This is a genomic window from Dietzia sp. IBK-p2-15D, assembly GCF_057773105.1.
In genome coordinates, this window is record NZ_JBYMTK010000004.1 from 15,599 (window position 1) to 37,516 (window position 21,918).

The 21,918-nt window shown below is 70.9% G+C and carries 21 protein-coding genes; 11 read left to right on the forward strand and 10 right to left on the reverse strand.

Annotated elements, in window-relative coordinates:
- Positions 1 to 52: 52 nt before the first annotated feature.
- On the forward strand, positions 53 to 1,258 hold the full coding sequence (locus tag AC3DEV_RS07445; protein WP_488371708.1) for an acyl-CoA dehydrogenase family protein: 1,206 nt from the start codon (positions 53 to 55) through the stop codon (positions 1,256 to 1,258).
- A gap of 73 nt (positions 1,259 to 1,331) precedes the next feature.
- Positions 1,332 to 2,474: a thiolase family protein gene (locus tag AC3DEV_RS07450; protein ID WP_488371709.1), complete on the forward strand. Its 1,143-nt coding sequence runs from the start codon at positions 1,332 to 1,334 to the stop codon at positions 2,472 to 2,474.
- A 69-nt stretch (positions 2,475 to 2,543) separates the two neighbouring features.
- Here AC3DEV_RS07450 and AC3DEV_RS07455 read toward each other — a convergent pair whose 3' ends face one another.
- The 3 genes from AC3DEV_RS07455 to AC3DEV_RS07465 are packed head-to-tail and all read right to left on the reverse strand — an operon-like array spanning position 2,544 to position 6,013.
- Positions 2,544 to 3,647 (reverse strand): zinc-binding dehydrogenase, encoded by a 1,104-nt coding sequence (locus AC3DEV_RS07455; RefSeq protein ID WP_488371710.1) that lies wholly within the window; start codon positions 3,645 to 3,647, stop codon positions 2,544 to 2,546.
- 21 nt (positions 3,648 to 3,668) lie between these two features.
- Positions 3,669 to 4,850, reverse strand: coding sequence for an acyl-CoA dehydrogenase family protein (locus tag AC3DEV_RS07460; RefSeq protein WP_488371711.1), 1,182 nt, complete (start codon positions 4,848 to 4,850; stop codon positions 3,669 to 3,671).
- Positions 4,847 to 6,013 (reverse strand): CoA transferase, encoded by a 1,167-nt coding sequence (locus AC3DEV_RS07465; RefSeq protein ID WP_488371712.1) that lies wholly within the window; start codon positions 6,011 to 6,013, stop codon positions 4,847 to 4,849. The genes AC3DEV_RS07460 and AC3DEV_RS07465 overlap by 4 nt, the downstream gene beginning before the upstream one ends.
- Before the next feature lie 121 nt (positions 6,014 to 6,134).
- On the opposite strand from AC3DEV_RS07465, the gene AC3DEV_RS07470 reads away from it, so the two are divergent.
- From AC3DEV_RS07470 to fabG, 3 genes are read left to right on the forward strand one after another with little or no spacing between them, the layout of a single operon-like run.
- Positions 6,135 to 7,388, forward strand: a complete 1,254-nt coding sequence (locus AC3DEV_RS07470) for an acyl-CoA dehydrogenase family protein (protein WP_488371713.1) — start codon at positions 6,135 to 6,137, stop codon at positions 7,386 to 7,388.
- Positions 7,378 to 8,625, forward strand: a complete 1,248-nt coding sequence (locus tag AC3DEV_RS07475) for a CaiB/BaiF CoA transferase family protein (protein ID WP_488371802.1) — start codon at positions 7,378 to 7,380, stop codon at positions 8,623 to 8,625. The genes AC3DEV_RS07470 and AC3DEV_RS07475 overlap by 11 nt, the downstream gene beginning before the upstream one ends.
- Positions 8,606 to 9,346, forward strand: coding sequence for a 3-oxoacyl-ACP reductase FabG (fabG, locus tag AC3DEV_RS07480; RefSeq protein WP_396466996.1), 741 nt, complete (start codon positions 8,606 to 8,608; stop codon positions 9,344 to 9,346). The genes AC3DEV_RS07475 and fabG overlap by 20 nt, the downstream gene beginning before the upstream one ends.
- A 97-nt stretch (positions 9,347 to 9,443) precedes the next feature.
- Here fabG and AC3DEV_RS07485 read toward each other — a convergent pair whose 3' ends face one another.
- Positions 9,444 to 10,202: a FadR/GntR family transcriptional regulator gene (locus AC3DEV_RS07485; protein WP_488371714.1), complete on the reverse strand. Its 759-nt coding sequence runs from the start codon at positions 10,200 to 10,202 to the stop codon at positions 9,444 to 9,446.
- A gap of 26 nt (positions 10,203 to 10,228) precedes the next feature.
- A complete protein-coding gene (locus AC3DEV_RS07490) occupies positions 10,229 to 11,245 on the reverse strand; it encodes a MaoC family dehydratase (protein WP_488371715.1) in 1,017 nt (338 codons plus the stop codon).
- Positions 11,246 to 11,424: 179 nt separating this feature from the next.
- Here AC3DEV_RS07490 and AC3DEV_RS07495 point away from each other — a divergent pair, with 179 nt between their 5' ends.
- The 5 genes from AC3DEV_RS07495 to AC3DEV_RS07515 all read left to right on the forward strand — a co-directional run bounded on the left by AC3DEV_RS07495 (position 11,425) and on the right by AC3DEV_RS07515 (position 16,571).
- On the forward strand, positions 11,425 to 12,579 hold the full coding sequence (locus AC3DEV_RS07495) for an acyl-CoA dehydrogenase family protein (RefSeq protein ID WP_488371716.1): 1,155 nt from the start codon (positions 11,425 to 11,427) through the stop codon (positions 12,577 to 12,579).
- A gap of 13 nt (positions 12,580 to 12,592) precedes the next feature.
- On the forward strand, positions 12,593 to 13,045 hold the full coding sequence (locus AC3DEV_RS07500) for a MaoC family dehydratase (protein ID WP_069390320.1): 453 nt from the start codon (positions 12,593 to 12,595) through the stop codon (positions 13,043 to 13,045).
- Between the two features lie 29 nt (positions 13,046 to 13,074).
- Positions 13,075 to 14,313, forward strand: coding sequence for an acetyl-CoA C-acetyltransferase (locus tag AC3DEV_RS07505; protein WP_488371717.1), 1,239 nt, complete (start codon positions 13,075 to 13,077; stop codon positions 14,311 to 14,313).
- Between the two features lie 222 nt (positions 14,314 to 14,535).
- Positions 14,536 to 15,891 (forward strand): RNA 5'-3' helicase PhoH2, encoded by a 1,356-nt coding sequence (gene phoH2 / locus AC3DEV_RS07510; RefSeq protein WP_067715613.1) that lies wholly within the window; start codon positions 14,536 to 14,538, stop codon positions 15,889 to 15,891.
- An 86-nt stretch (positions 15,892 to 15,977) separates the two neighbouring features.
- Positions 15,978 to 16,571: an LGFP repeat-containing protein gene (locus tag AC3DEV_RS07515; protein ID WP_488371718.1), complete on the forward strand. Its 594-nt coding sequence runs from the start codon at positions 15,978 to 15,980 to the stop codon at positions 16,569 to 16,571.
- 85 nt (positions 16,572 to 16,656) lie between these two features.
- On the opposite strand, the gene AC3DEV_RS07520 is transcribed toward AC3DEV_RS07515, so the two are convergent.
- Positions 16,657 to 18,060, reverse strand: coding sequence for a class II fumarate hydratase (locus AC3DEV_RS07520; RefSeq protein WP_067715607.1), 1,404 nt, complete (start codon positions 18,058 to 18,060; stop codon positions 16,657 to 16,659).
- Positions 18,061 to 18,134: 74 nt separating this feature from the next.
- Positions 18,135 to 19,145, reverse strand: coding sequence for a class II fructose-bisphosphatase (gene glpX, locus AC3DEV_RS07525; protein ID WP_067715604.1), 1,011 nt, complete (start codon positions 19,143 to 19,145; stop codon positions 18,135 to 18,137).
- Between the two features lie 165 nt (positions 19,146 to 19,310).
- Between glpX and AC3DEV_RS07530 the strand changes: the two genes are divergently transcribed.
- A complete protein-coding gene (locus AC3DEV_RS07530) occupies positions 19,311 to 19,871 on the forward strand; it encodes a DUF4245 domain-containing protein (protein WP_488371719.1) in 561 nt (186 codons plus the stop codon).
- Positions 19,872 to 19,945: 74 nt separating this feature from the next.
- On the opposite strand, the gene AC3DEV_RS07535 is transcribed toward AC3DEV_RS07530, so the two are convergent.
- The 3 genes from AC3DEV_RS07535 to AC3DEV_RS07545 are packed head-to-tail and all read right to left on the reverse strand — an operon-like array spanning position 19,946 to position 21,857.
- Positions 19,946 to 20,179, reverse strand: coding sequence for an exodeoxyribonuclease VII small subunit (locus AC3DEV_RS07535; protein WP_067715599.1), 234 nt, complete (start codon positions 20,177 to 20,179; stop codon positions 19,946 to 19,948).
- On the reverse strand, positions 20,179 to 21,471 hold the full coding sequence (gene xseA / locus AC3DEV_RS07540) for an exodeoxyribonuclease VII large subunit (RefSeq protein ID WP_069390313.1): 1,293 nt from the start codon (positions 21,469 to 21,471) through the stop codon (positions 20,179 to 20,181). The genes AC3DEV_RS07535 and xseA overlap by 1 nt, the downstream gene beginning before the upstream one ends.
- Entirely contained in the window at positions 21,468 to 21,857 is a 390-nt protein-coding gene (locus AC3DEV_RS07545; protein WP_067715593.1) for a hypothetical protein, read from the reverse strand. The genes xseA and AC3DEV_RS07545 overlap by 4 nt, the downstream gene beginning before the upstream one ends.
- Between the last annotated feature and the right edge of the window lie 61 nt (positions 21,858 to 21,918).

Here is a 21,918-nt window from a genome sequence, read left to right on the forward strand (position 1 = left end):
CTCATCCCGCCCGCGGCGGGCCGCCGCGGCACGCTTCTACAGGAGTAAAGACATGGAATTCGCTCACAGTCAGCGCAGCATCGAGCTGCAGGAGAACATGTGGGAGTTCATGCGGGAGCACGTCTTCCCCGCCGAGCCCGTCTGGGCCGAGTACCTGCGTGAGCACGGGGACAACGCCTACCCGCCGGTCATGGAGGACCTCAAGGCCGAGGCCCGGCGCCGTGGGCTGTGGAACCTCTTCCTGCCCGAGTGGTCCGGGATCTCCAACCTCGAGTTCGCCGCCGTCTCGGAGATCACGGGCTGGTCGCCCGTCATCGCCCCGGAGGCGATCAACTCGCAGGCGCCCGATACCGGGAACATGGAGACCTTCCATCTGTTCGGCACCGACGATCAGAAGGCCAAGTATCTCGAGCCGCTCAAGGAGGGCAGGATCCGCTCGGCGTACGCCATGACCGAGCCCGACGTCGCTTCCTCGGATGCCACCAACATCCAGACCGTGATCCGTCGCGAGGGCGACGAGTACGTGATCAACGGCCGGAAGTGGTGGATCACCGGGATCGCCGACACCCGCTGCGAGATCCTCATCGTCATGGGCAAGACCGACGAGTCCGCCGAGACCCACCGCCAGCAGTCGATGGTCCTCGTGCCCCGCGACACCCCGGGCCTGACCATCGAGCGCAACCTGCCGCTGTTCGGGTACCAGGACCAGCACGGGCACTGCGAGATCGTCTTCGACAACGTCCGCGTGCCCGTGTCGAACCTCCTCGGCGAGGAGGGCGCCGGGTTCGCGATCGCCCAGGCCCGTCTTGGGCCGGGCCGCATCCACCACGCGATGCGCGCCATCGGCATGGCCGAGCGGGCGCTGGCCCTGATGGTCGACCGCGCCAAGTCCCGGAACGCGTTCGGTGGGTCGCTGGCGAGCCAGGGCGTGGTGCAGGAGCACATCGCCAATTCGCGCATCGAGATCGACCAGGCGCGGCTGCAGGTGCAGCACTGCGCGTGGATGATCGACACCGTCGGCGCCAAGGAGGCGCGGTTCGAGATCTCCGCCATCAAGGTGATCGCCCCGCAGGTCGCCTGTGCCGTGATCGACCGGGCCATCGAGATCTTCGGCGGCGCCGGCGTGTCCGGCGACACCCCGCTCGCGTACTTCTACGCCTGGGCGCGCGCGCTGCGGATCGTCGACGGACCGGACGCCGTCCACCGTCGCACCATCGCGCGGGGAGAGCTCAAGCGCACTCCGCCGTACGTCGGCTGAGCGTGATGCGCAACACTGACAACACCCGGTCTTCCCGGACCGGATTCTCACCGTTCAAGAGAGGAACACGCACATGGGTGCAGTGATCGTGGAGGCCGTGCGCAGCGCGGTGGGCAAGCGCAAGGGTGGACTGGCCGGGGTGCATCCCGCCGATCTGTCGGGGACCGTTCTCAAGGCGCTGGCCGAGCGCGCCGGGATCGACGGATCGATCGTCGAGGACGTCATCTGGGGTTGCGTCACCCAGGCCGGCGAGCAGGCCGGGGACATCGCCCGGACCGCCGCCCTGTCCGCGGGATGGCCGGAGACGGTCAACGGCGTGACGATCGACCGGCAGTGTGGCTCGTCGCAGCAGGCGCTGAGTTTCGCGGTGGCCGTGGTGGAGGCAGGCTTCCACGACGTGGTGGTGGCCGGCGGCGTCGAGTCGATGACGCGGGTACCGATGGGCTCGCACGTCTCCTCCGAGTCGTTCCCCTACGGTCAGGCGTTCCTCGACCGCTACGACGGCACGGCCCCCAACCAGGGCGTCGGTGCCGAGATGATCGCCGAGCGGTGGGGTTTTGACCGCACGCAGCTCGACGAGTTCGCCGTGGCGTCCCACGAGAAGGCCGCCGCCGCGCAGGACGCCGGGTTCTTCGCCGGGCACATCGTGCCGGTGACCACCCCGGACGGTGTCTTCGACACCGACCAGGGCATCCGCCGCGGCAGCACCGTCGAGGGGCTGGCCGGGCTGAAGACGCCTTTCAAGGAAGACGGCGTCATCCACGCCGGCAACGCCTCGCAGATCTCGGACGGCGCCGCGGCGATCCTCGTGATGAGCGAGGAGGCGGCCGCCAAGTACGGGTGCACCCCGATCGCGCGGGTGCACACCGCCACGCTCGCCGGTGACGATCCGGTCATCATGCTCACCGCGCCGATCCCCGCCACCGCCAAGGCGCTGGCCAAGTCCGGACTGTCCATCGACGACATCGGTGTGTACGAGGTCAACGAGGCGTTCGCGTCCGTGCCGATGGCGTGGCTGGCCGAGACCGGGGCGGACCCGGCGAAGCTCAACCCGAACGGCGGCGCCATCGCCCTCGGGCACCCGCTCGGTGGCTCCGGCGCCCGGATCTTCGCCGACCTCGTCCATCACATGAAGAACGAGGGCATCAAGTACGGCCTGCAGACGATGTGTGAGGGCGGCGGCCAGGCCAACGCCACCATCATCGAACTGCTCTGATCCGAGCCGGATCACCTGCCGCGACCCCCGACCTCCCTCACGGAGGCCGGGGGTCGCGGTGTTCGGTGGCTATTGCCCGGTGAGGACGACCGCTCGGCCGAGCACCTCGCCACGGTCGAGGGCCTCGTAGGTCTCCGGTGCCTCGGTCAGCGGCACCCGGCGGGAGATCATGCCGCCCAGGTCGAGCTTCCCGGCGGCCAGCAGTCGGATGAGCGCCGGCACGTCCTGCCGGGCGCGCGCGCCGTAGGAGCCCTTGATCTGGATCTTGCGACGCACGATGCGGGCGAGGTCCACGTCGAGCGCGGTGCCCGCGGGAGGGATGCCCACGACCACGACCCGTCCGCCCTCGCGGGCGATGTCGGTCGCCTGCCGGGTGGTGGCCGCCGACCCCAGCGCCTCGAAGGCGACGTCCACCCCGCGTCCGCCGGTGATCTCCATGACCGCTTCGGTCGCGTCGACCTCTCGCGAATTGACGGTGTGGGTGGCACCCATGCGGCGGGCGAGGGCGAGCTTGTCGTCGTCCACGTCGATCGCGATGACCGACTCCGCGCCGCTGACCGCCGACAACTGGACGATGTTCTGGCCGACCCCACCGACCGCCACCACCGCGACGGATTCCCCGGTCCGGACGTCGCCCACGTTGCGGACCGCGCCGTAGGCGGTGAACATCGAGCAGCCGAGGATGGCGGAATCGGTGAGGTCGAGCTGCTCGGGGAGGGCGAACACCGCGGTGGCGGGCGTGACGCTGTACTCGGCCAGCCCGCCCATCGAGTACATGGACAACGGTTCGCCGGAGGCCCGGTGCAGGCGCGTCTCGCCGTCGTACAGGGTGCCGCGCAGGCGGTTGTACTCGAAGAACGTGGAGCAGATGTCCTCCATGCCACGGGCGCAGTTCTCGCACGACCCGCACGGCATGATGAAGGAGCCGACCACCCGGTCGCCGGGCCGGACGTGGGTGACCCCGGCGCCGACCTCGGCGACGACACCGGAGATCTCGTGGCCCAGGACTCCCGGCAGCGGGAACCCGACCTCGCCCTTCATCACGTGCAGGTCCGTGTGGCAGACCCCGCAGGCGTGGTTGTGGACCAGGACCTCGCCGGCGCGCGGTTCCGGGATCGGGATGTCCTCGATCACCAACGGGGACCCGGTCTCGACGCACACCGCAGCTCTCATGGGGCCGACTGTACGCAGCGTTCAGCGGCCGAGGAGCTCGTCCGAGATGATCCGCATCTGGATCTCGCTGGTGCCCTCGAAGATCCTGGTGAGGCGGGCGTCGCGCCAGTGCCGTTCCACCTGGAAGTCGGTGGTGTAACCGGCACCCCCGTGGATCTGGACGCCCTGCGACGTGACCCGCTCGGCCATCTCGGTCGCCACGAGCTTGCACATGGCGGCCTCGAGCGAACACCGCCGTCCCGAGTCGATCGCGGTGGCCACCGAGTACATGAGCTGACGCGCGGCCTCGATGTCCGCGGCCATCTTGGCGATCTCGAAGCGCAGGTACTGGAACTGGCCGATCGGCTGACCGAACTGCTCCCGGGTGGCGACGTACGCGATCGAGTCCTCCAGTGCGGCGCGGGCGAGTCCGATCGCGCGGGCCGCGGTGTGCGCTCGGCCCACCTCGAGACCGGAGACGGCCATGTAGAAGCCCCTGCCCTCCTCGCCGAGCAGCGACGACGCGGGGATCCGGACGTCGTCGAAGGACAACTCCCAGGTCTGCCAGCCGAAGTAACCGATCTTGCGGACCGGGTTGCCGCTGATGCCGGAGGGGAAGGAGCCGCGCTCCTTCTCCACCAGGAAGGTCGAGATGCCCCGGTGCGGCTTGTCCGGGTCGCGGTCCGGATCGGTGCGGGCGAACAGGACGAGGTAGTCGGCCTGGTCTGCGTAGGTGCACCACATCTTGGTCCCGTTGATCACCCAGGCGTCGCCGTCGCGGACGGCGCGGCACGAGATGTTGGCGACGTCGGACCCCGCCTCGGCCTCCGAGAGCGCGTACGCGCCCAGCCATTCGCCGCGGGCGACGCGGGGGAGCAGGCGGGCCTGCTGCTCGGCGGTGAAGCCGCCGCCCATGCCGTTTCCCCGCGCGAGCAGACCGGACACCGACAGCCACCCGCGGGCCAGCTCTTCGGCGACCAGGCAGTACTCGAAGACGCCCAGTCCCAGGCCGCCGTGCTCCTCGTCGATCATGATCCCGAAGAATCCCATGTCGGCCATCTTCTGCCGTAGCTCGTCCGGGATGTCGCCTTTCTCCGGGTCCAGGCGGTTCGCGACCGGGAGGACCTCTCTGGCGGTGAAGTCGCGTGCGAGGTCCCGGATCGCGAGGCGCTCCTCCGTGAGGTAGACGGGAACGTCCTCGCGGGCGGTGGGTTTGTGGGTCATCCGGATCGTCCTCCCGGTGTGAGTCGGTCGTTGTCCGCGCCGAGGGAGGGCGCCGGGCCCGTGGCGAGGTGGTCCCCGTCGAACGTCGCGGGGTGCGCGGCGGCCAGATAGGGGCCGATGCCGGGTTGGTCGAGGCGGGAGAAGAGGGGGTTGGCCTCGAGTTCGCCCTCTGAGACGACCTCGGCGAACGTGCGGTAGCGCTCGTGCAGAACCACCGAGTCGTCCAGGGCCCGCGCGACCTCGTCGGTGGTGTGGGCGGAGAACCAGCGGGCGAACAGCGCGGCGAGGACCTCGCGATAGGAGTAGCGGTCGGCCTCTTCGGTGAAGTCGGCGCCGGCCGCGGTCTCGAGCGCGTCGACGGCCTCCCGGGTGCCCGTGAGGCGGGCCAGGTCGTGGAAGTGCCGGGTGGTCAGGGCGACGATCATGAACCGACCTCCGTCGCAGGTGGTGAAGTCCGTGCCGAAGGTCCCGTAGACGTGATTGCCCACGGCAGGCCGCGACGACCCGTCGAGCTGTGGTTCGGTGAGGTATCCGAGCGTCCCGGCGGTGGCCAGGGCGACGTCGTCGAGGGGCAGGACGATCCGCCGCCCGCGGCCGGTCCGCTCACGTTCGCGGACGGCGGCCACCACGGCCAGCGCCGCGTGCAGTCCGGCGGCCACGTCCCAGGCCGGCAGGGCGTGGTTGACGACGCGGCCCGAGCCGGGGCCGGTGATGGCGGGGAAACCGAGGGCGGCGTTGACCGTGTAGTCCACCCCGGGCCGGCCGTCGCGGCGGCCGAGCAGTTCGAGGGTGATGACGTCCTCGCGGTCGGCGGCCAGGACGTCGTGACTCATCCACGACCGCCCGCCCGAGTTCGTCACGAGGATCCCCCCACCCTCGCCGGGCGCGGTGACGAGCTCGCGGAACGCTCGCCGGCCGTCGTCGGAGCGCAGATCGAGAGTGACCGAGGCCTTGCCCCGGTTGAGCCCGGTCCAGTAGATCGACGTCCCGTCGGGCGCCAGGGGCCACCGGTTCACGTCCGCCGCGCCACCCACCGGATCGACCCGGATGACCTCGGCGCCGAGCTGCGCCAACGTGAGTCCGCACAAGGGTGAGGCGACGAAGCTCGAGAGTTCGACGACGCGGATCCCGTCCAGCGGTCGGGACGCGGAGGGCTCTGTCATCAACGGCTCCCGGTGGTGCGGCGGGCCGGTTGCCCCGCAGTGCAAATCCTGATAATAGTTTGAAGCATACAGCGTGGATTGTGTTCCGCGACACCCATCGCCGGCGGACAGGGGCGAGACCATGAGCGAGCAGCCGAGCAGCGCGACCCCCGTGGTCGACACAGACACGGAGAGCGACACGGAAGTCGACGCGGAGGACTTCGCGGACATCCTCGCGACCACGCGTGAGTACATCCGTTCGGTGGTCGTTCCCCGCGAGCGGGAGATCGCCGACACCGACGCGGTCCCGGACGACATCCGTGCAGACCTGGCTGACATGGGCCTGTTCGGCTACGCGATCCCGCAACGGTGGGGTGGGTTGGGCCTCGACCTGACCCAGGATGTCGAACTGGCGATGGAGTTCGGCTACACGACACTGGCCATGAGGTCGCTGTTCGGGACCAACAACGGGATCGCCGGGCAGGTCCTCGTGAACTTCGGCACCGATGCCCAGAAGGCCGAATGGCTCGAGCGGATCGCCTCCGGCGACGTCATCGCCTCCTTCGCCCTGACCGAGGACGGCGCCGGCTCGAACCCCGCCGGACTGGCCACGAAGGCCGTGCGGGACGGCGGTGCGGGCAGTGAGGGCGGTGAGGGCGGTGACTGGATCATCGACGGCACCAAGCGCTTCATCACCAACGCCCCGCTGGCGGATCTGTTCATCGTGTTCGCACGTACCCGTCCCGCCGACCACAGCGGGACGGGGATCGCCGTGTTCCTCGTCCCTGCGGACGCCCCGGGCGTGAGTGTCGGCCCCAGGGACAAGAAGATGGGGCAGGAGGGCGCGTGGACCGCCGAGGTGGGCTTCCGCGGCGTGCGCGTGCCCGCCACCGCCCTGGTGGGTGGCGACGAGGAGGCCGGATACCGCGCGGCGATGACCTCCTTGGCCCGCGGCCGCATCCATATCGCCGCCGTCGCCGTGGGATCGGCGCAGCGGGCGCTCGACGAGTCGCTCGCCTTCGCGGCGACCACCACCCAGGGTGGCGAGGCCATCGGCGGATTCCAGTTGGTCCAGGGGATGCTCGCCGACCAGCAGACCGGCGTCATGGCGGGCCGTGCCCTCGTCCGCGAGGCCGCCGCCAAGTACGTCTCCGGCGAGGACCGACGGATCGCCCCCTCGGTGGCCAAGCTGTACTGCACCGAGATGGTCGCCGATGTCGCGGACAAGGCGGTCCAGATCCACGGCGGCACGGGCTACATGCGGGGCGTGGCGGTGGAGCGGATCTACCGTGACGTCCGCCTGCTCCGCCTGTACGAGGGCACGAGTGAGATCCAGCGCCTCATCATCGGCGGTGGCCTCGTGAAGGGTGCGCAGCGGGACGCGGGTGCCCGATGACGACCCGACGCGCGGAACGCCCACCGGCGAGCCGCTCCCGCTCGAGGGCATCACGGTGATCGCCGTGGAGCAGGCCGTGGCCGCCCCGCTGGCGACCCGGCACCTGGCCGACCTCGGCGCGCGCGTCATCAAGATCGAGCGCCCGGGGGAGGGTGACTTCGCCAGGGCCTACGACGCCACCGTCCACGGGCAGGCCTCCCACTTCGTCTGGCTCAACCGGGGGAAGGAGTCGATCGAACTCGACCTCGCCTCGCCGGGCGGCAGGCAGACCGCGTTGGCCCTGGCCGACCGGGCGGATGTGGTGATCAGCAATCTGGCCCCCGGGGCGATGGACCGATTGGGACTCGGGGCGACCGCACTGCGCGAGCGGCGGGACGACCTCGTCGTCGTCACCATCTCCGGCTACGGCGACACCGGCCCGTACACCGGTCGCAAGGCCTACGACATGCTCGTGCAGGCCGAGTCCGGGCTGTGCTCGATCACCGGCACCCCCGAGGCCGCCACCAAGACCGGGGTCCCGGTGTCCGACATCGCGACCGGGATGTACGCCCTGTCGGCGATCCAGTCGGCGCTCTTCCGGCGGGAACGGACCGGGCGCGGGGCCACCGTCGAGGTGTCCATGTTCGAGGCCACCGCCGAGTGGATGGGCCACCCCATGTACACCCGGATGTATGCGGGGAGACAGGTCGAGCGGATGGGACTGTCCCACGCGTCGATCTGCCCGTACGACGCGTTCCCGACCCGCGACGGGCAGGTGTTGATCGGCGTCCAGAACGACCGGGGGTGGGCCGCGCTGGTGCGCGATGTGTTGGGGCGGCCGGAGTTGGTCGACGACGAGAGGTACGCCACCAACATCGCCCGCGTCGCCCGGAGGGCCGAGGTGGACGCGCTGATCGGCTCCCTGACCATGGGGTACGGCTCGGTGCAGCTGGCCGACCGGCTCGACGAGTTCGGCGTCCCGGCGGGGCGGCTCAATGACGTCGCCGGGCTGGTCGACCACCCGCAACTCGCGGCGCGGGATCGGTGGCGGGACGTCGAGACGCCCGCGGGCCCGGTCCGCGGCCTGCTCCCGCCGATGACCTTCACCGATGTAGAGCTGCCCATGGGGCCCGTTCCCGCACTGGGGCAGCACACCGACGCGATCCTGGCGGAGTTCCGGGGTGACGGAGCGCTCGGGAACACCACTGACCACGACACACGACACGAGGACACACACCATGGGCCTGCTCGAGGGTAAGACCGCAGTCGTCACCGGGGCCGCGCGCGGCATCGGGTTGGAGATCGCCCGGACGTTCATCGACCAGGGCGCGCGGGTGGTGATCGGTGACATAGACGACGAGGCGGGCGCCGCGGCCGTCGCCGACCTGGGCGGGCAGGACACCGCGCGCTACGTCCACTGCGACGTCCGGGACGGGGCGGCGGTCGAGGCGATGATCGACGTCGCCGAGGAGGCGTTCGGGCCGCTCGGGGTGTTCGTCAACAACGCCGGCGTCACCCGTGACGCGACCATGCGCAAGATGACCGAGCAGCAGTTCGACGACATCATCGCCATCCACCTCAAGGGCACGTGGAACGGCACCCGCGCCGCCGCCGGCCGGATGCGCGCGCGCGGGGGAGGGGCGATCGTCAACATCTCGTCGATCTCCGGCAAGGTCGGTCTCGTCGGCCAGACCAACTACTCCGCAGCCAAGGCCGGGATCGTGGGGCTCACCAAGGCGGCGGCCAAGGAGGTGGCGTTCGCGGGGGTGCGCGTCAACGCGGTCCAGCCGGGGCTCATCCGCACAGCCATGACGCTGGCCATGCCCGAGCACGTCTGGGAGGAGAAGTTGGCCGAGATCCCCATGGGGCGCGCGGCCGAGCCGAGCGAGGTCGCGCAGGTGGTGCTGTTCCTCGCCAGCGACATGTCGAGTTACATGACCGGCACCGTCCTGGAGATCACGGGCGGGCGGCACATCTGAGCACGCGGCCAGCGGGCCGCAGGCCACGCAGAGCCACGGAGGGCCGCAGCGCCACGGAGGGCCGCAGCGCCACGCAGGGCCGCGCGGTGCCGGTCGCTCAGCCGAGGTCCCAGCGGATCGGCTGGGCGAGCTCGGAGTGGAACCGCTTCTCGAGGTACGTGGTGTGCTCGTCGATGTGCACGGACATGAGCCGGGAGGCGGTGTCCGCGTCGCGATCGGCGATCGCGGCGTAGATGTCCCCGTGGATGTCGCAGGTCAGCTCGCGCTGGCGCTTCGGGTAGCTGATCCCCATCGAGGCGCCGGCGATGAGGCCCGTCAGCGCGTCGAAGAGATACCCGAAAAGGGCGTTGCCGGAGCTCCAGGCGATGAGTTCGTGGAACCGCTCGGAGTGCGCCGAGAAGACCGCCGGGTCGCCCAGTCGGTCCCGGGTCTGACGCAGGTTCTCCGCGAGTCGTTCCAGACCGGCGTCGTCGATCCGCGTGGTGGCCAGCCGCGCGATGCCCGGCTCGAGGGCGGCGCGGGCCTCCATGATCGTCGAGAACGGGGCGTTCTCGAACTGCAGGAGCAGGCTCAGGGTGGCGGCGAGGGTGCCACCGTCGGGCTGCTGCACGACGGGGCCGCCGCCCGGGCCGGGCTTGAGCATGATGACGCCCTGGAGCTCCAGGTAGCGCAAGGATTCCCGGAGGGTGCCGCGGCCGACCCCGTACTCCTCCAACATGAGGTGCTCGGGGGGCAGCCGGTCGCCGACGGTGTTCCCTCGGCGGGAGATGTCCTCGACGATCTGCTGGGCGACGAGCAGGGCCGTCTTCTTGGGCCTGCCGACCCCCGGGCGACCGCCGCCGCTGCCTGAACTCATGACAACCATTATCCCCGTCTCCCGGCTCAGGGCATGAGCACGGTGTAGGTCCAGTCCAGGACGGGTGCGTCGCCGTCCTGCCGGTGCGCGGTGACGAGCGACCGGAGGTCGAGCGCCGTGCCACCGCCTACCGCCTCCACCGCCGCGCCCACCACGATGTCGCTGCTCAGGGTGTCGCCCTCGCGGACCGGGCCCACGTGGTCGCACGAGTGCCACCCGAGCATCGTGAGCATGGACGGCAGGGCGCGCGTGGCCTGCGAGAGCGCGAGCCCGATGGTGTGGCCGCCGTAGACCAACCGACCGGAGCCCGAGGCGCGGCCGTCGTGATGCGTCTGCGCGATGTTCATCGTCAGTCGCGCCAGCGCCGGCGCGTCGGACACCACGTCGGCGCCGGCGCGCAGGACGGTGCCGGCCGCGGGGATCGGCGTGAGTCCGCGCGGGAGCGCGGCTCGGTAGGCGTCGAGGTCCCAGCCCTGCGGCGTCGCCCACGGCTGCCGGTGTTCGCCGCCGATGGCCGACAGGTCGTCGTCGTGGACGCAGGACCCGGGATCGACACCCGGCGACAGCGGCAGCATCGCGCAGCGGTGGAAGTCCAGGACGGTCCGGCGGTCCTGGTCGGTGGTGGTGATCCGGAGGGCTGCCAGCCCCGTGGCCGCGCGACCGGGTCTGGGGGAGTTGGTCCTGAGACCGACCACCTCGGTCCGCGTCGAGAGGGTGTCACCGATCCGGGGAGTGGCGAGTAGGCGCAGGCCCCGATAGAACAGGTTGGCCTTGACCCGGTGGGTCACCACGGTGGACTGGCCGATCGCGATGTCGGTCACCAACCCGGGGTGCGCCACCGCGGCGCCGGTGACCGCGTGGGCCAGGTGGCGGTCCAGGGGCAGGCGCAGGCGGTCACCGAGGACGGCCTGATGCGCGGCCGCCAGCCCGTCGGTCAGGGTGACCGCCGGGGCCGTGTCGACGACCTGTCCCACCTCGAGCTCGTCGAAGTAGGGGCCGCCGATCTCCACGACGGGTCCCTGCGGGGTGGGGTTCTCGGTCATCGCGGCCTCCTTCCGGCGCGGGTGGCGTGCGTCGCGCGGCCGCGCGCCGACGGCTGACCGATCACACTCTACACAAAACCATGCGCATCATTATTGACTATTGGGCGGTCCGTTGCGACGATGAGGTCCGGAGCCCGCCTGACCGGCGGATCGAGACGACGACGACGAGGTGTTCTGCGGTGCCGGACCTGAACGATGACGAGGCCTACCTCGTCGCGACCGTGCGTCGGTTCATCGATCGCGAGGTCAAACCGTCCGTGCGCGAGATGGAACACGCGAACGAGTACCCCGAACGCTGGATCGAGCAGATGAAGGCGATCGGCATCTACGGCCTGGCGGTCCCCGAGGAATTCGGGGGAACGCCGGTCTCGATGCCGTGCTACGTGCGGGTCACCGAGGAACTCGCCCGCGGGTGGATGTCGCTCGCCGGCGCCATGGGCGGGCACACCGTGGTCGCCACACTGCTCTCCGAGTTCGGCACCGAGGAGCAGAAGGCCACCTACCTTCCCCGGTTGGCGACCGGTGAGATCCGGGCCACCATGGCGCTGACGGAGCCCGGCGGGGGATCCGATCTCCAGGCGATGACCACCACCGCCACGACGCAGGGCGAGGAGCTCGTGATCACGGGCACCAAGACGTGGATCTCCAACGCGCGACGCTCCGGCCTCATCGCGCTGCTGTGCAAGACCGATCCGTCCGCGACGCCCAGACACCAGGGCATCTCGATCGTCCTGGTCGAGCACGGTCCCGGACTGACGGTCTCCAAGGATCTGTCCAAACTCGGATACAAGGGAGTCGAAACGTGCGAACTCGCTTTCGACGGGTACCGCACCCCGGCGACCCGGATCCTCGGCGGCGAACCGGGAAGGGGCTTCGCGCAGATGATGAAGGGCCTGGAGACCGGCCGGATCCAGGTGGCCAGCCGCGCCCTCGGGGTGGCGGCCGCGGCGCTCGAGGACTCCCTCGCGTACGCGCAGCAACGCGAATCCTTCGGACAGCCCATCTGGAAGCACCAGGCCGTCGGGCATCACCTGGCCGACATGGCCACCAAGCTCACCGCCGCCCGCCAGCTCACCCTGTTCGCCGCCGAGAAGGCCGACGCCGGCGAGCGCTGCGACATGGAGGCGGGGATGGCCAAGCTCTTCGCCTCCGAGGTGGGGATGGAGATCGCGCTCGACGCCGTCCGGATCCACGGCGGCTACGGGTACTCCACGGAGTACGACATCGAGCGGTACTTCCGCGACGCCCCGCTCATGATCGTGGGCGAGGGGACCAACGAGATCCAGCGCAACGTCATCGCATCGCAACTGGTGGCACGTGGCGGGTTGGAATGAGGAGAGGACTGTCATGAAGGTGTTCGAGGGGCTGGAGCAGCTCGAGGCCGAGCTCGGCCGGCATGTCGGGTACAGCGACTGGATGGAGATCACCCAGGAGCGCATCGACGCGTTCGCGGAGGCCACCGGGGACCACCAGTGGATCCACGTCGACCCGGCGCGGGCGGCCGAGGGACCGTACGGCCGCACCATCGCGCACGGGTACCTCACCCTGTCGCTGTTGCCGGTGCTCGGCGCCGAGGTCATGGAGATCCGGGGCTTCGCCATGATGATCAACTACGGGGTGGACAAGGTGCGGTTCCCCGCCCCGGTACCGGTCGGGTCACGGATCCGTGCGGGGATCGAGTTGACGTCGCTCCAGCGGAAGTCGTCGGGGGTGCAACTCAACAGTCTGGTGACCGTCGAGGTCGAGGGCTCCGACCGGCCGGCGGTCGTGGCCGAGACCGTGCGGATGATGGTCGAGTGAGGCGACAGGCGCCGGGGCCCGGATCCAGGATGGCCGAGGCGCTGGCCGACGTGGTGATCTGTGAACCCGTGCGGACCGCGGTGGGCCGCCGGGGCGGTGTCCTGGCGCCACTGCAGGCCGCCGACCTCGCCGCGGTCGCGATAGCCGGACTCGTCGACCGCACCGGCCTCGGAACGACGGACATCGACGACGTGATCCTGGGCCAGTGCTACCCCAACGGTGAGGCGCCCGCGATCGGGCGGGTGGCGGCACTCGATGCCGGGCTCGACATCAGCACGCCGGGGATCCAGATCGACCGCCGCTGCGGATCGGGTCTGCAGGCCGTGCTCAACGCGGCGATGCAGGTCGCCGTCGGCGTGAGCGAGGTGGTGATCGCCGGTGGCGCGGAGTCGATGTCGAACAGTGAGTTCTACTCCCTGGGTCTGCGCGGCGGGGTCCGCAGCGACCGGGTCGAGTTCATCGACCGCATCGCTCGTGGCCGGGTGACCTCCGGCGGCCGCGACCACCCGGTGGCGGGCGGCATGCTCGAGACCGCCGAGAACCTCCGCGCGGAGTACTCCATCTCCCGGACGGAGCAGGACGAACTGGCGGCCGAGAGCCAGCGGCGCGCGATCGCCGCCCAGGACTCGGGGGTGTTCGACGAGGAGATCGTGCCGGTGCAGGTCCCTCAGCGGAAGGGAGAGCTCGTCGTCGTCGACACCGACGAACACCCCCGGCGAGGCGTCACGGCCGAGTCCCTCGCCGCACTGCGCCCCGTCCGCCTCCGCGTCGACCCCGGCGCGACGGTGACGGCCGGCAACGCGTCGGGGGAGAACGACGGCGCGGCTGTGTGCGTGGTGACCACCCGCGGTCGCGCCGAGGAGCTGGGGCTGCGCGCCTACGTCCGACCGCTCGGTTGGGCGGTGGCCGGCGTCCACCCCGCGCGGATGGGCATCGGCCCCGTTCCCGCGACGGCCCGGTTACTCCGGCAATTCGACCTGCGGCTGGCGGACTTCGACCTCATCGAACTCAACGAGGCGTTCGCCGCGCAGGTGCTCGCGTGCCTGCGGGAATGGGAGTCGGACCACGGGTTCACCGCCGCCGATCGCGAGCGGCTCAACGTCCACGGTTCCGGGATCTCGCTCGGGCATCCCGTCGGGGCCACCGGTACGCGCATCCTCACCACCATGGCGCGCGAACTGGCGCGCCGGGAGGGCCGGCTCGCCCTGGAGACGATGTGCCTCGGCGGTGGGCAGGGGCTGGCGGCGGCCTTCGAGCGGGTGGCGTGACGGGTCACCTGATATTTCACCCAGACTTAACTACAGGGATGTGATTCGGGCGTAGCGTCATCGGCAACGGTCGGTGGGGAAGCCGACCGTCGGGAGGTCCCAGCCGATGATCGTCTGTCTCGATCGGGAGGGGGCCGGCACCCGGCCCCGTCACCACCAGGTGACCTGGGCCGGCCGGTCCAACCCAACACGCTCGCGGGTGCCGCGGGCGAGGAGCGCGCCGTGACCGACACCGTACGTACCTACGTCCTCGACACCTCGGTTCTGCTGTCCGACCCGTGGGCCGTCACCCGTTTCGCCGAGCACCGCGTTGTGCTCCCCATCGCGGTCATCAGCGAGCTGGAGGGCAAACGCAATCATCCCGAGCTGGGCTACTTCGCGCGGGAGGCCCTCCGGTTGCTCGAGGACCTGCGGCTGCGGCACGGGCGCCTCGACGGCGACATCACCGTCACCGACGTCGGCGGCACCCTGCGGGTCGAGCTCAACCACACCGACCAGGCGGTGCTGCCGTCCGGATTCCGTGACACCGGCAACGATTCCCGGATCCTGGCGTGTGCGCTCAATCTGCGGGCCGAGGGCGCCGACACCGTGCTCGTGTCCAAGGACGTCCCCCTGCGGGTCAAGGCGGGTTCGGTGGGCCTGCCGGCCGACGAGTACCACGCCCAGGACGTCGTGCTGACCGGGTACAGCGGGGTCGCCGACCTGCCGGCCACCCAGGACCTCGTCGACACCCTGTTCTCAGAGGGCCGTGCCTCGGGCCTCGCAGCCCGGGCCGCGGGACTGGAGAGCGGGACCCCGGTGCACTGCGGCGTCCGCGTCCAGACCGAGTCGTCGTCGGCACTGGCGCGCGTCGCCGACGACGGCGGGCTCCGGCTGGTCCGCGGCGACGTCGAGGTCTTCGGCCTGCGCGGCCGCTCGGCCGAGCAGCGCATCGCGATCGACTGCCTGCTGGACGAGTCGATCGGGATCGTCTCCCTCGGCGGCCGGGCGGGCACCGGCAAATCGGCGCTGGCGCTGTGCGCGGGCCTCGAGTCGGTCCTGGAGCGGCGTCGTCACCGCAAGATCGTCGTGTTCCGCCCGCTGTACGCCGTGGGCGGGCAGGAACTGGGGTACCTGCCCGGCAGCGAGTCGGAGAAGATGTCGCCGTGGTCCCAGGCCGTGTTCGACACCCTCGAGGGACTGGTCAGCGAGAACGTCATCGACGAGGTCATGGACCGGGACATCCTCGAGGTGCTGCCGCTGACCCACATCCGCGGCAGGAGCCTGCACGACTCGTTCGTGATCGTCGACGAGGCGCAGTCGCTCGAGCGGAACGTGCTGCTCACCGTGCTCTCGCGGCTGGGGACCGGGTCGCGGGTCGTCCTCACCCACGACGTGGCCCAGCGGGACAACCTCCGTGTCGGTCGGCACGACGGCATCCAGGCGGTCGTGGAGAAGCTCAAGGGGCACCCACTGTTCGCCCACGTCACCCTCAACCGCTCGGAGCGTTCCGCCATCGCCGAACTCGTCACCACGATGCTGGAGGAATTCCACCCCGAGGGAGCTTCCGGGGAGCTGCGACGCATCCACGCCGCCTGACTGCAGGCTCCGGCGACCGTGGGATGATGCGGGTCCGGGCGAGCGAGCCCGGGCCCGCATCGTGCATGCCGTATCGGAGGTCTCCCATGTCCCGACGCTCGTCGCCGGCGCCCGCGCTCTGGCTGCTCACCGCCTGCATCCTGGGGTTGGCCGCGTGTGGCGAGCAGATCCCGGGTGGCATGCCGGCCGAGGCGCAGTCCCAGACCGCTACGGACCAGGGCGCTCCGGGCGAGGTCGGTGCGGGCCAGGCCGGTGCGGGCCAGACCGGTGCGGAGCCGGGCGCGTCCGGCCCCGCCGCCGGGTCCGACGCGGACGACCCGATCGTGGTGAAGATCGGCGAGGACGAGTTCCTCACGAACATGGCCATCTATCGCCGGTACGACGACGCGAAGGAGACCGCGCTCGCGCTCGGGGCGCCGGTGGCCCCGGCAGAGGCGCTCGAGGGTGGCAAGAAGCAGGACTTCGCCGACGGGGCCATCTTCTGGTCACCGCAGACCGGTGCGCAGATCGTCCGCGGGCAGATCCTCGCCACCTATCGCGACAACGGCGGACCCGCCGGTCGGTTGGGGTGGCCGGTGAGCGACGAGATCGCCGAGGGCGAGGTCATCTACTCGGACTTCCAACGCGGACAGATCCGACTCGAGGGCCAGGCCATCCGGGTGGTCGAGCACTCCGGCTGACCCCCGAACACGACGCGCCGCGGGCCGGGCGCGCCGAGCCCGGGCCGCGGCGCACATCGCGGTGCGCACTCATGGCGAGGCGGCGTCAGCGCTCGCGGTCGAGGCCCGTCATCCCCAGGACGTCGAGGCGCCGGTCGAGCTCGGACTCGGACAGCGGATCCGGGACGAAGCCGAGCGCGATGACGGCCTCGCGGATGGTGATCCCCTCGGCGAGGGCGTGCTTGGCGACCCGTGCGGCCTCCTCGTAGCCGATCGCCGAGTTCAGCGGCGTGACGATCGAGGGGGAGGACTCGGCGAGCCGGCGCATGCGATCGGTGTCCGGCTCGATCCCGTCGATGCAACGCTCGGCGAACAGCGTGGACGAGTTCGCGAGGATCCGGACCGACTCGAGCACGTTGCGCGCCATCACCGGGATCGCGGTGTTGAGCTCGAAGGCGCCGCTGGCCCCGGCCCACGCCACGGCCGCGTCGTTCCCCACGACCTGGGCGGCGACTTGCGCGACCGTCTCACACAGCACCGGGTTGACCTTGCCGGGCATGATCGACGACCCCGGCTGCAGGTCCGGAAGGTGGATCTCCGACAGCCCGGTCATGGGTCCCGACCCCATCCACCGGATGTCGTTCGCGATCTTGGTGAGCGAGACGGCGACGGAACGCAGGGCCCCGGACAGCTCGACAAGGCCGTCGCGGGCGGCCTGGGCCTCGAACGGATCCGCCGCCAGACGGAGCTCCTCCAGGCCGGTGAGGGAGCGCAGCTCCTCGACCACAGCGGAGCCGAAGCCGTCGGGGGCGTTGAGGCCCGTGCCGGCGGCGGTTCCACCGATCGGCAACTCGCCGACACGGGGCAGCGTCCCGCAGACGCGCTCGACCCCGGCGCGGATCTGCCGGGCGTAGCCGGCGAACTCCTGTCCGAGCGTCACCGGCACGGCGTCCATCAGGTGGGTGCGCCCGGGCTTGACCACCTCGCGCCACTGACCGGCCTTGGTCTCGAAGGACTCGGCGAGGGTGTTCAGTGCGGGGACGAGATCGGCGATCACGACCTCCGTGGCCGCGACGTGGGTCGCCGTCGGGAAGGTGTCGTTGGACGACTGCGACATGTTCACGTCGTCGTTGGGGTGCACGGTGACGCCCTCGGCCGCGCAGAGCGAGGCGATGACCTCGTTGGTGTTCATGTTGGAACTCGTGCCCGAGCCGGTCTGGAACACGTCGACGGGGAAGTGCTCGTCCAGTTCCCCCTCGGCGATGCGGCCGGCTGCGGCGACGATCGCGTCGACCTTGTCCCGGTCGAGCAGTCCCAGCCGACCGTTGACGGTCGCACACGCGGACTTGAGCAGGCCGAGCGCGCGGATCTGCGCTCGTTCGAGCCCGCTGCCCGAGACGGGGAAGTTCTCGACGGCACGCTGGGTCTGTGCCCGCCAGAGAGCGTCGACGGGGACCCGGACCTCGCCCATCGTGTCGTGTTCGATACGGAATTCAGTCTGATCGGCCATACCGGCCAGACTAGGCGCGCCCGCCGCACCGTGCAGGAGGACGGAAGCGGCGGGCGCGGGGTGCCGGGGAGGGATCAGTTGCCGCCGGCGGCCTGGCCGTAGTCGACGGCGGAGAACTCGCGGAGCTTCTCCATCTTGTGGCGCCCCTCGACATGGCGGACGGTGCCCGACTTGGACCGCATCACCAGCGAGCGGGTGACGGCGCCGTTGGCGCGGTAGCTCACACCGCGGACCATGTCGCCGTTGGTGATGCCGGTGGCGGCGAAGAAGCAGTTGTCGCCCTTGACCAGGTCGTCCGTGCCGAGGATCGCGTCGACGTCGAGCCCGGCGTCGACCGCCTTCTGGCGCTCCGCCTCGTCCTGCGGCCACAGCTGGCCCTGGATCTCGCCGCCCATGCACTTCAGCGCACACGCGGTGATGATCCCCTCCGGCGTCCCGCCGATGCCCATGAGCATGTCCACCGAACTGTCGTCGGAGGCCGCGGCCACACCGCCGGCGACGTCGCCGTCCATGATGAGCCGGACCTTGGCGCCCGCGGCACGGATCTCGGCGATGAGCTCGGCGTGGCGCGGCCGGTCGAGCACGCACACCGTCATGTCCCCGACGTCGATGTTCTTGGCCTCCGCGACCGAGCGGATGTTCCACTCAGTGGACTTGGCGAGGTCGATCCTGCCCACGGCGTCCGGGCCCACGGCGATCTTGCGCATGTAGAACACGGCCGACGGATCGAACATCGAACCGCGCTCGGCGACGGCGATCACCGCGATCGAATTGGGCCGACCCTCCGCCATGAGGCGGGTGCCGTCGATCGGGTCCACGGCCACGTCGACGGCCGGCCCCTCGCCGGTGCCGACCTTCTCACCGTTGTAGAGCATGGGCGCCTCGTCCTTCTCGCCCTCGCCGATCACCACGACGCCGTCCATGTCGACGGTCGAGATGAGCTCGCGCATCGCGTCCACCGCGGCACCGTCGCCACCGTTCTTGTCGCCACGACCGACCCACCGCCCGGCGGCCAGGGCGGCGGCCTCGGTCACACGGACCAGCTCCATTGCGAGGTTTCGATCGGGACGCTTGGTGGGTGACATAGGTGGTCTGGCTCCTCGTGAACGCTGGCTGGGGTTGAAGGTGGCACGGGCGCGACGGTGGCGCGCACGGCCGCGGTGGCGTGTCGGCGCCCATTGTTCCACCTCGGCCACCCCGCCGGGGGCCACGCGCCGGACTCGCCCCGGGTGGGTGGGATACTCGCAGGCGTGGCCGAGGCGAAACCGAGAATCCTGCAGGGCAACCGCGACATGTTCTGGTCGGTGGTGGTGCTCATGGCGATCTGCGGCGTCTTCGCCGGAGTGGCCGGACTGTGCACCTTCAGCCCGTCCGGCCCGCAGCAGGGACAGATCCCCGACTTCGACGCGCGGGCCTCGCTGGAGCAGGACGCCCGGAGCCTGGACTTCCCGATCCGCTCGCCCGAGGTCCCGGAGGGTTGGACCGCCAACTCGGGCCGTGTCCAGGGCTTCGCCGGGACCACCTCCAGCCACGTCGGCTGGGTGACGGGCGAGCGCAGCTACATCGAGCTCGTCCAGTCCGACGCCCCCGAGGACGCGTTCCGGTCGCTGGGTGGCGGGCCGAGGCCCAGCCGGACGATGGTGCCCGTCTCCGGGCGCGAGTGGGCCGTCCTCACCGGGGACGACGTCCGGCCGGTGTGGGTGCTCGACCTCGACGACGTCCGCGTGGCCGTCACCGGCTCCGCGCCGACGTCCGACTTCGAGTCCCTCGCCGCCGCCGTACAGGACGTCGAGCCGCTGCCCGCGCCGTAGACGCCCGGCGTGCCGTGCCCGCGGTGATCGCACCGGGGCGGCGGTAGGCGTTCGCGCCCGGCCGGGCGACGGGATCACCCCCGGCCGGAGTCGCCCTCGTCGTCGTCACCCAGGACGGCGTCGATGCGCGCACGCGCGCCGTCGAGGTGTTCGGTGCACCGCTCGGCGAGTTCCTCGCCCCGCTCCCACAACGCCAGTGAGGCGTCCAGATCCTGACCGCCGGCCTCGAGGATGCGGACCACCTCGATCAACTCGTCGCGGGCCTGCTCGTATCCCAGCTCGGAGACGGGGGTCTGCTCGTCGGACATCAGGACTGCTCCTCGGTCGGTTCGGTGGAAGGGGTGGGGCGGCCGGCGGCGGGTGTCGACCCGAGTGCCGCCGCGGAGATGGAGCCGTCGGAGACGCGGATCCGCAGCTGCGATCCGGGTGGGGCGTCGGCGATCGACGAGACCACCCGGCCGTCGTGACTCCCGGCGACGGACTGCACCACGGCATAGCCACGGGCCAGGGTGGCGGCGGGCCCGAGCGTGGTGAGACGCGCCGACAGGTGGCCCAGCGACGTGGACTCCGAGTCGATGATCCGGGTGATGTCGCGTCGGGCCGCGCGCAGTGCCTCGGCGACGATCTCCGCCCGCGACTCGACGATCCCGTACGGGTTCGCCATGCACGGCCGCGACCGCACGGCCGCCAGCTGGTTGCGCTCCCGGTCCACCCAACCGCGCAGCGCCCGGGCGGTACGGGACCGGGCCTCGGCGATACGACGACGCTCCTCGATCACGTCGGGCACGACCCGCTTGGCCGCATCGGTCGGGGTGGCCGCCCGCAGGTCGGCGACGAGATCCGACAACGGCGAATCGGGCTCGTGGCCGATCGCGGAGACCACCGGGGTGCGGCACCGCGAGATCGCGCGGATGAGGGCCTCGTCGGAGAAGGGGAGCAGGTCCTCGACCGACCCGCCGCCGCGGGCGAGGATGATGACGTCGACGACGGGGTCGGCGTCGAGCTCGGCCAGCGCGTCCAGGATCTGGGGCACAGCCGACACCCCCTGCACCGGGGTGTTGCGCACGGCGAAACGTACATCCGGCCAGCGGCCGCGGGCCACCTCGACGACGTCGCGTTCGGCGGCGCTCGCCCGACCGGTGATCAGGCCGACGCACGTGGGTAGGAACGGCAGGGGCCGCTTGAGTCGGGGATCGAACAGCCCCTCCGCCGACAGCGCCTGCTTGAGCCGCTCGATGCGGGCGAGGAGCTCGCCCACGCCCACCGGGCGGATCTCCGAAACCTGGAGGGAGAACGAGCCGCGGCCCGTGTAGAAGCGCGGGGTACCCCGCACGACCACCCGGCTGCCCTCGGTGACCGGCACCGGCGACTCCGAGATGAGCCTGGGCGGACACGTGAGCGTCAGCGAGTTGTCGACGGAGGGGTCACGCAGGGTGAGGAACGCGGTGCGGGTGCCGGGGCGCAGGCTCAGCTGGGTGATCTGACCCTCGACCCACACCGCCCCGAGCCGGTGGATCCACGCCGCTATCTGGTCCGAGACCACCCGGACCGGCCACGGCTGCTCGGCGCTGCTCGGCGTGCGCGGGGACGAGGCCGTCACGCGTCGCGGGGGGCGACGCGGCCGGTCGGCACGTCGGGGTCGTCGTCCCGGTCGCGGGCGGCTCTCGAGGACGACCCGTAGACCCGGTAGGACACGTCCAAGACCTCGTCGGGGTCGGCCTCGTCCTCGTCGAACGTCGCCCACTCCGGCTGGTCGGACCGTGCCGGGAACACCGAGGCGAGCACCTTGTCGCCCTTGACGGCCAGGTCCGTGAGGGTCTGACCGGCGTGGAGATAGGACTGGACCAGGCCGCCGGCGACCCGCACGGGGATCGCGGGCAGCGTGGTGACCGCCTCGACCGCACGGCCGGGCAGGGCCACGACACGCTCCGCCGCGGTGGCAGCGAGACCGATCGAGGCACGGGTCAGGAACAGGGGTCGGAGCATGCGGACCTCTCTGCCGGGGGGCGTGAAGGGAGGCGTAATGGTCGAAATCCAGTATGAACCG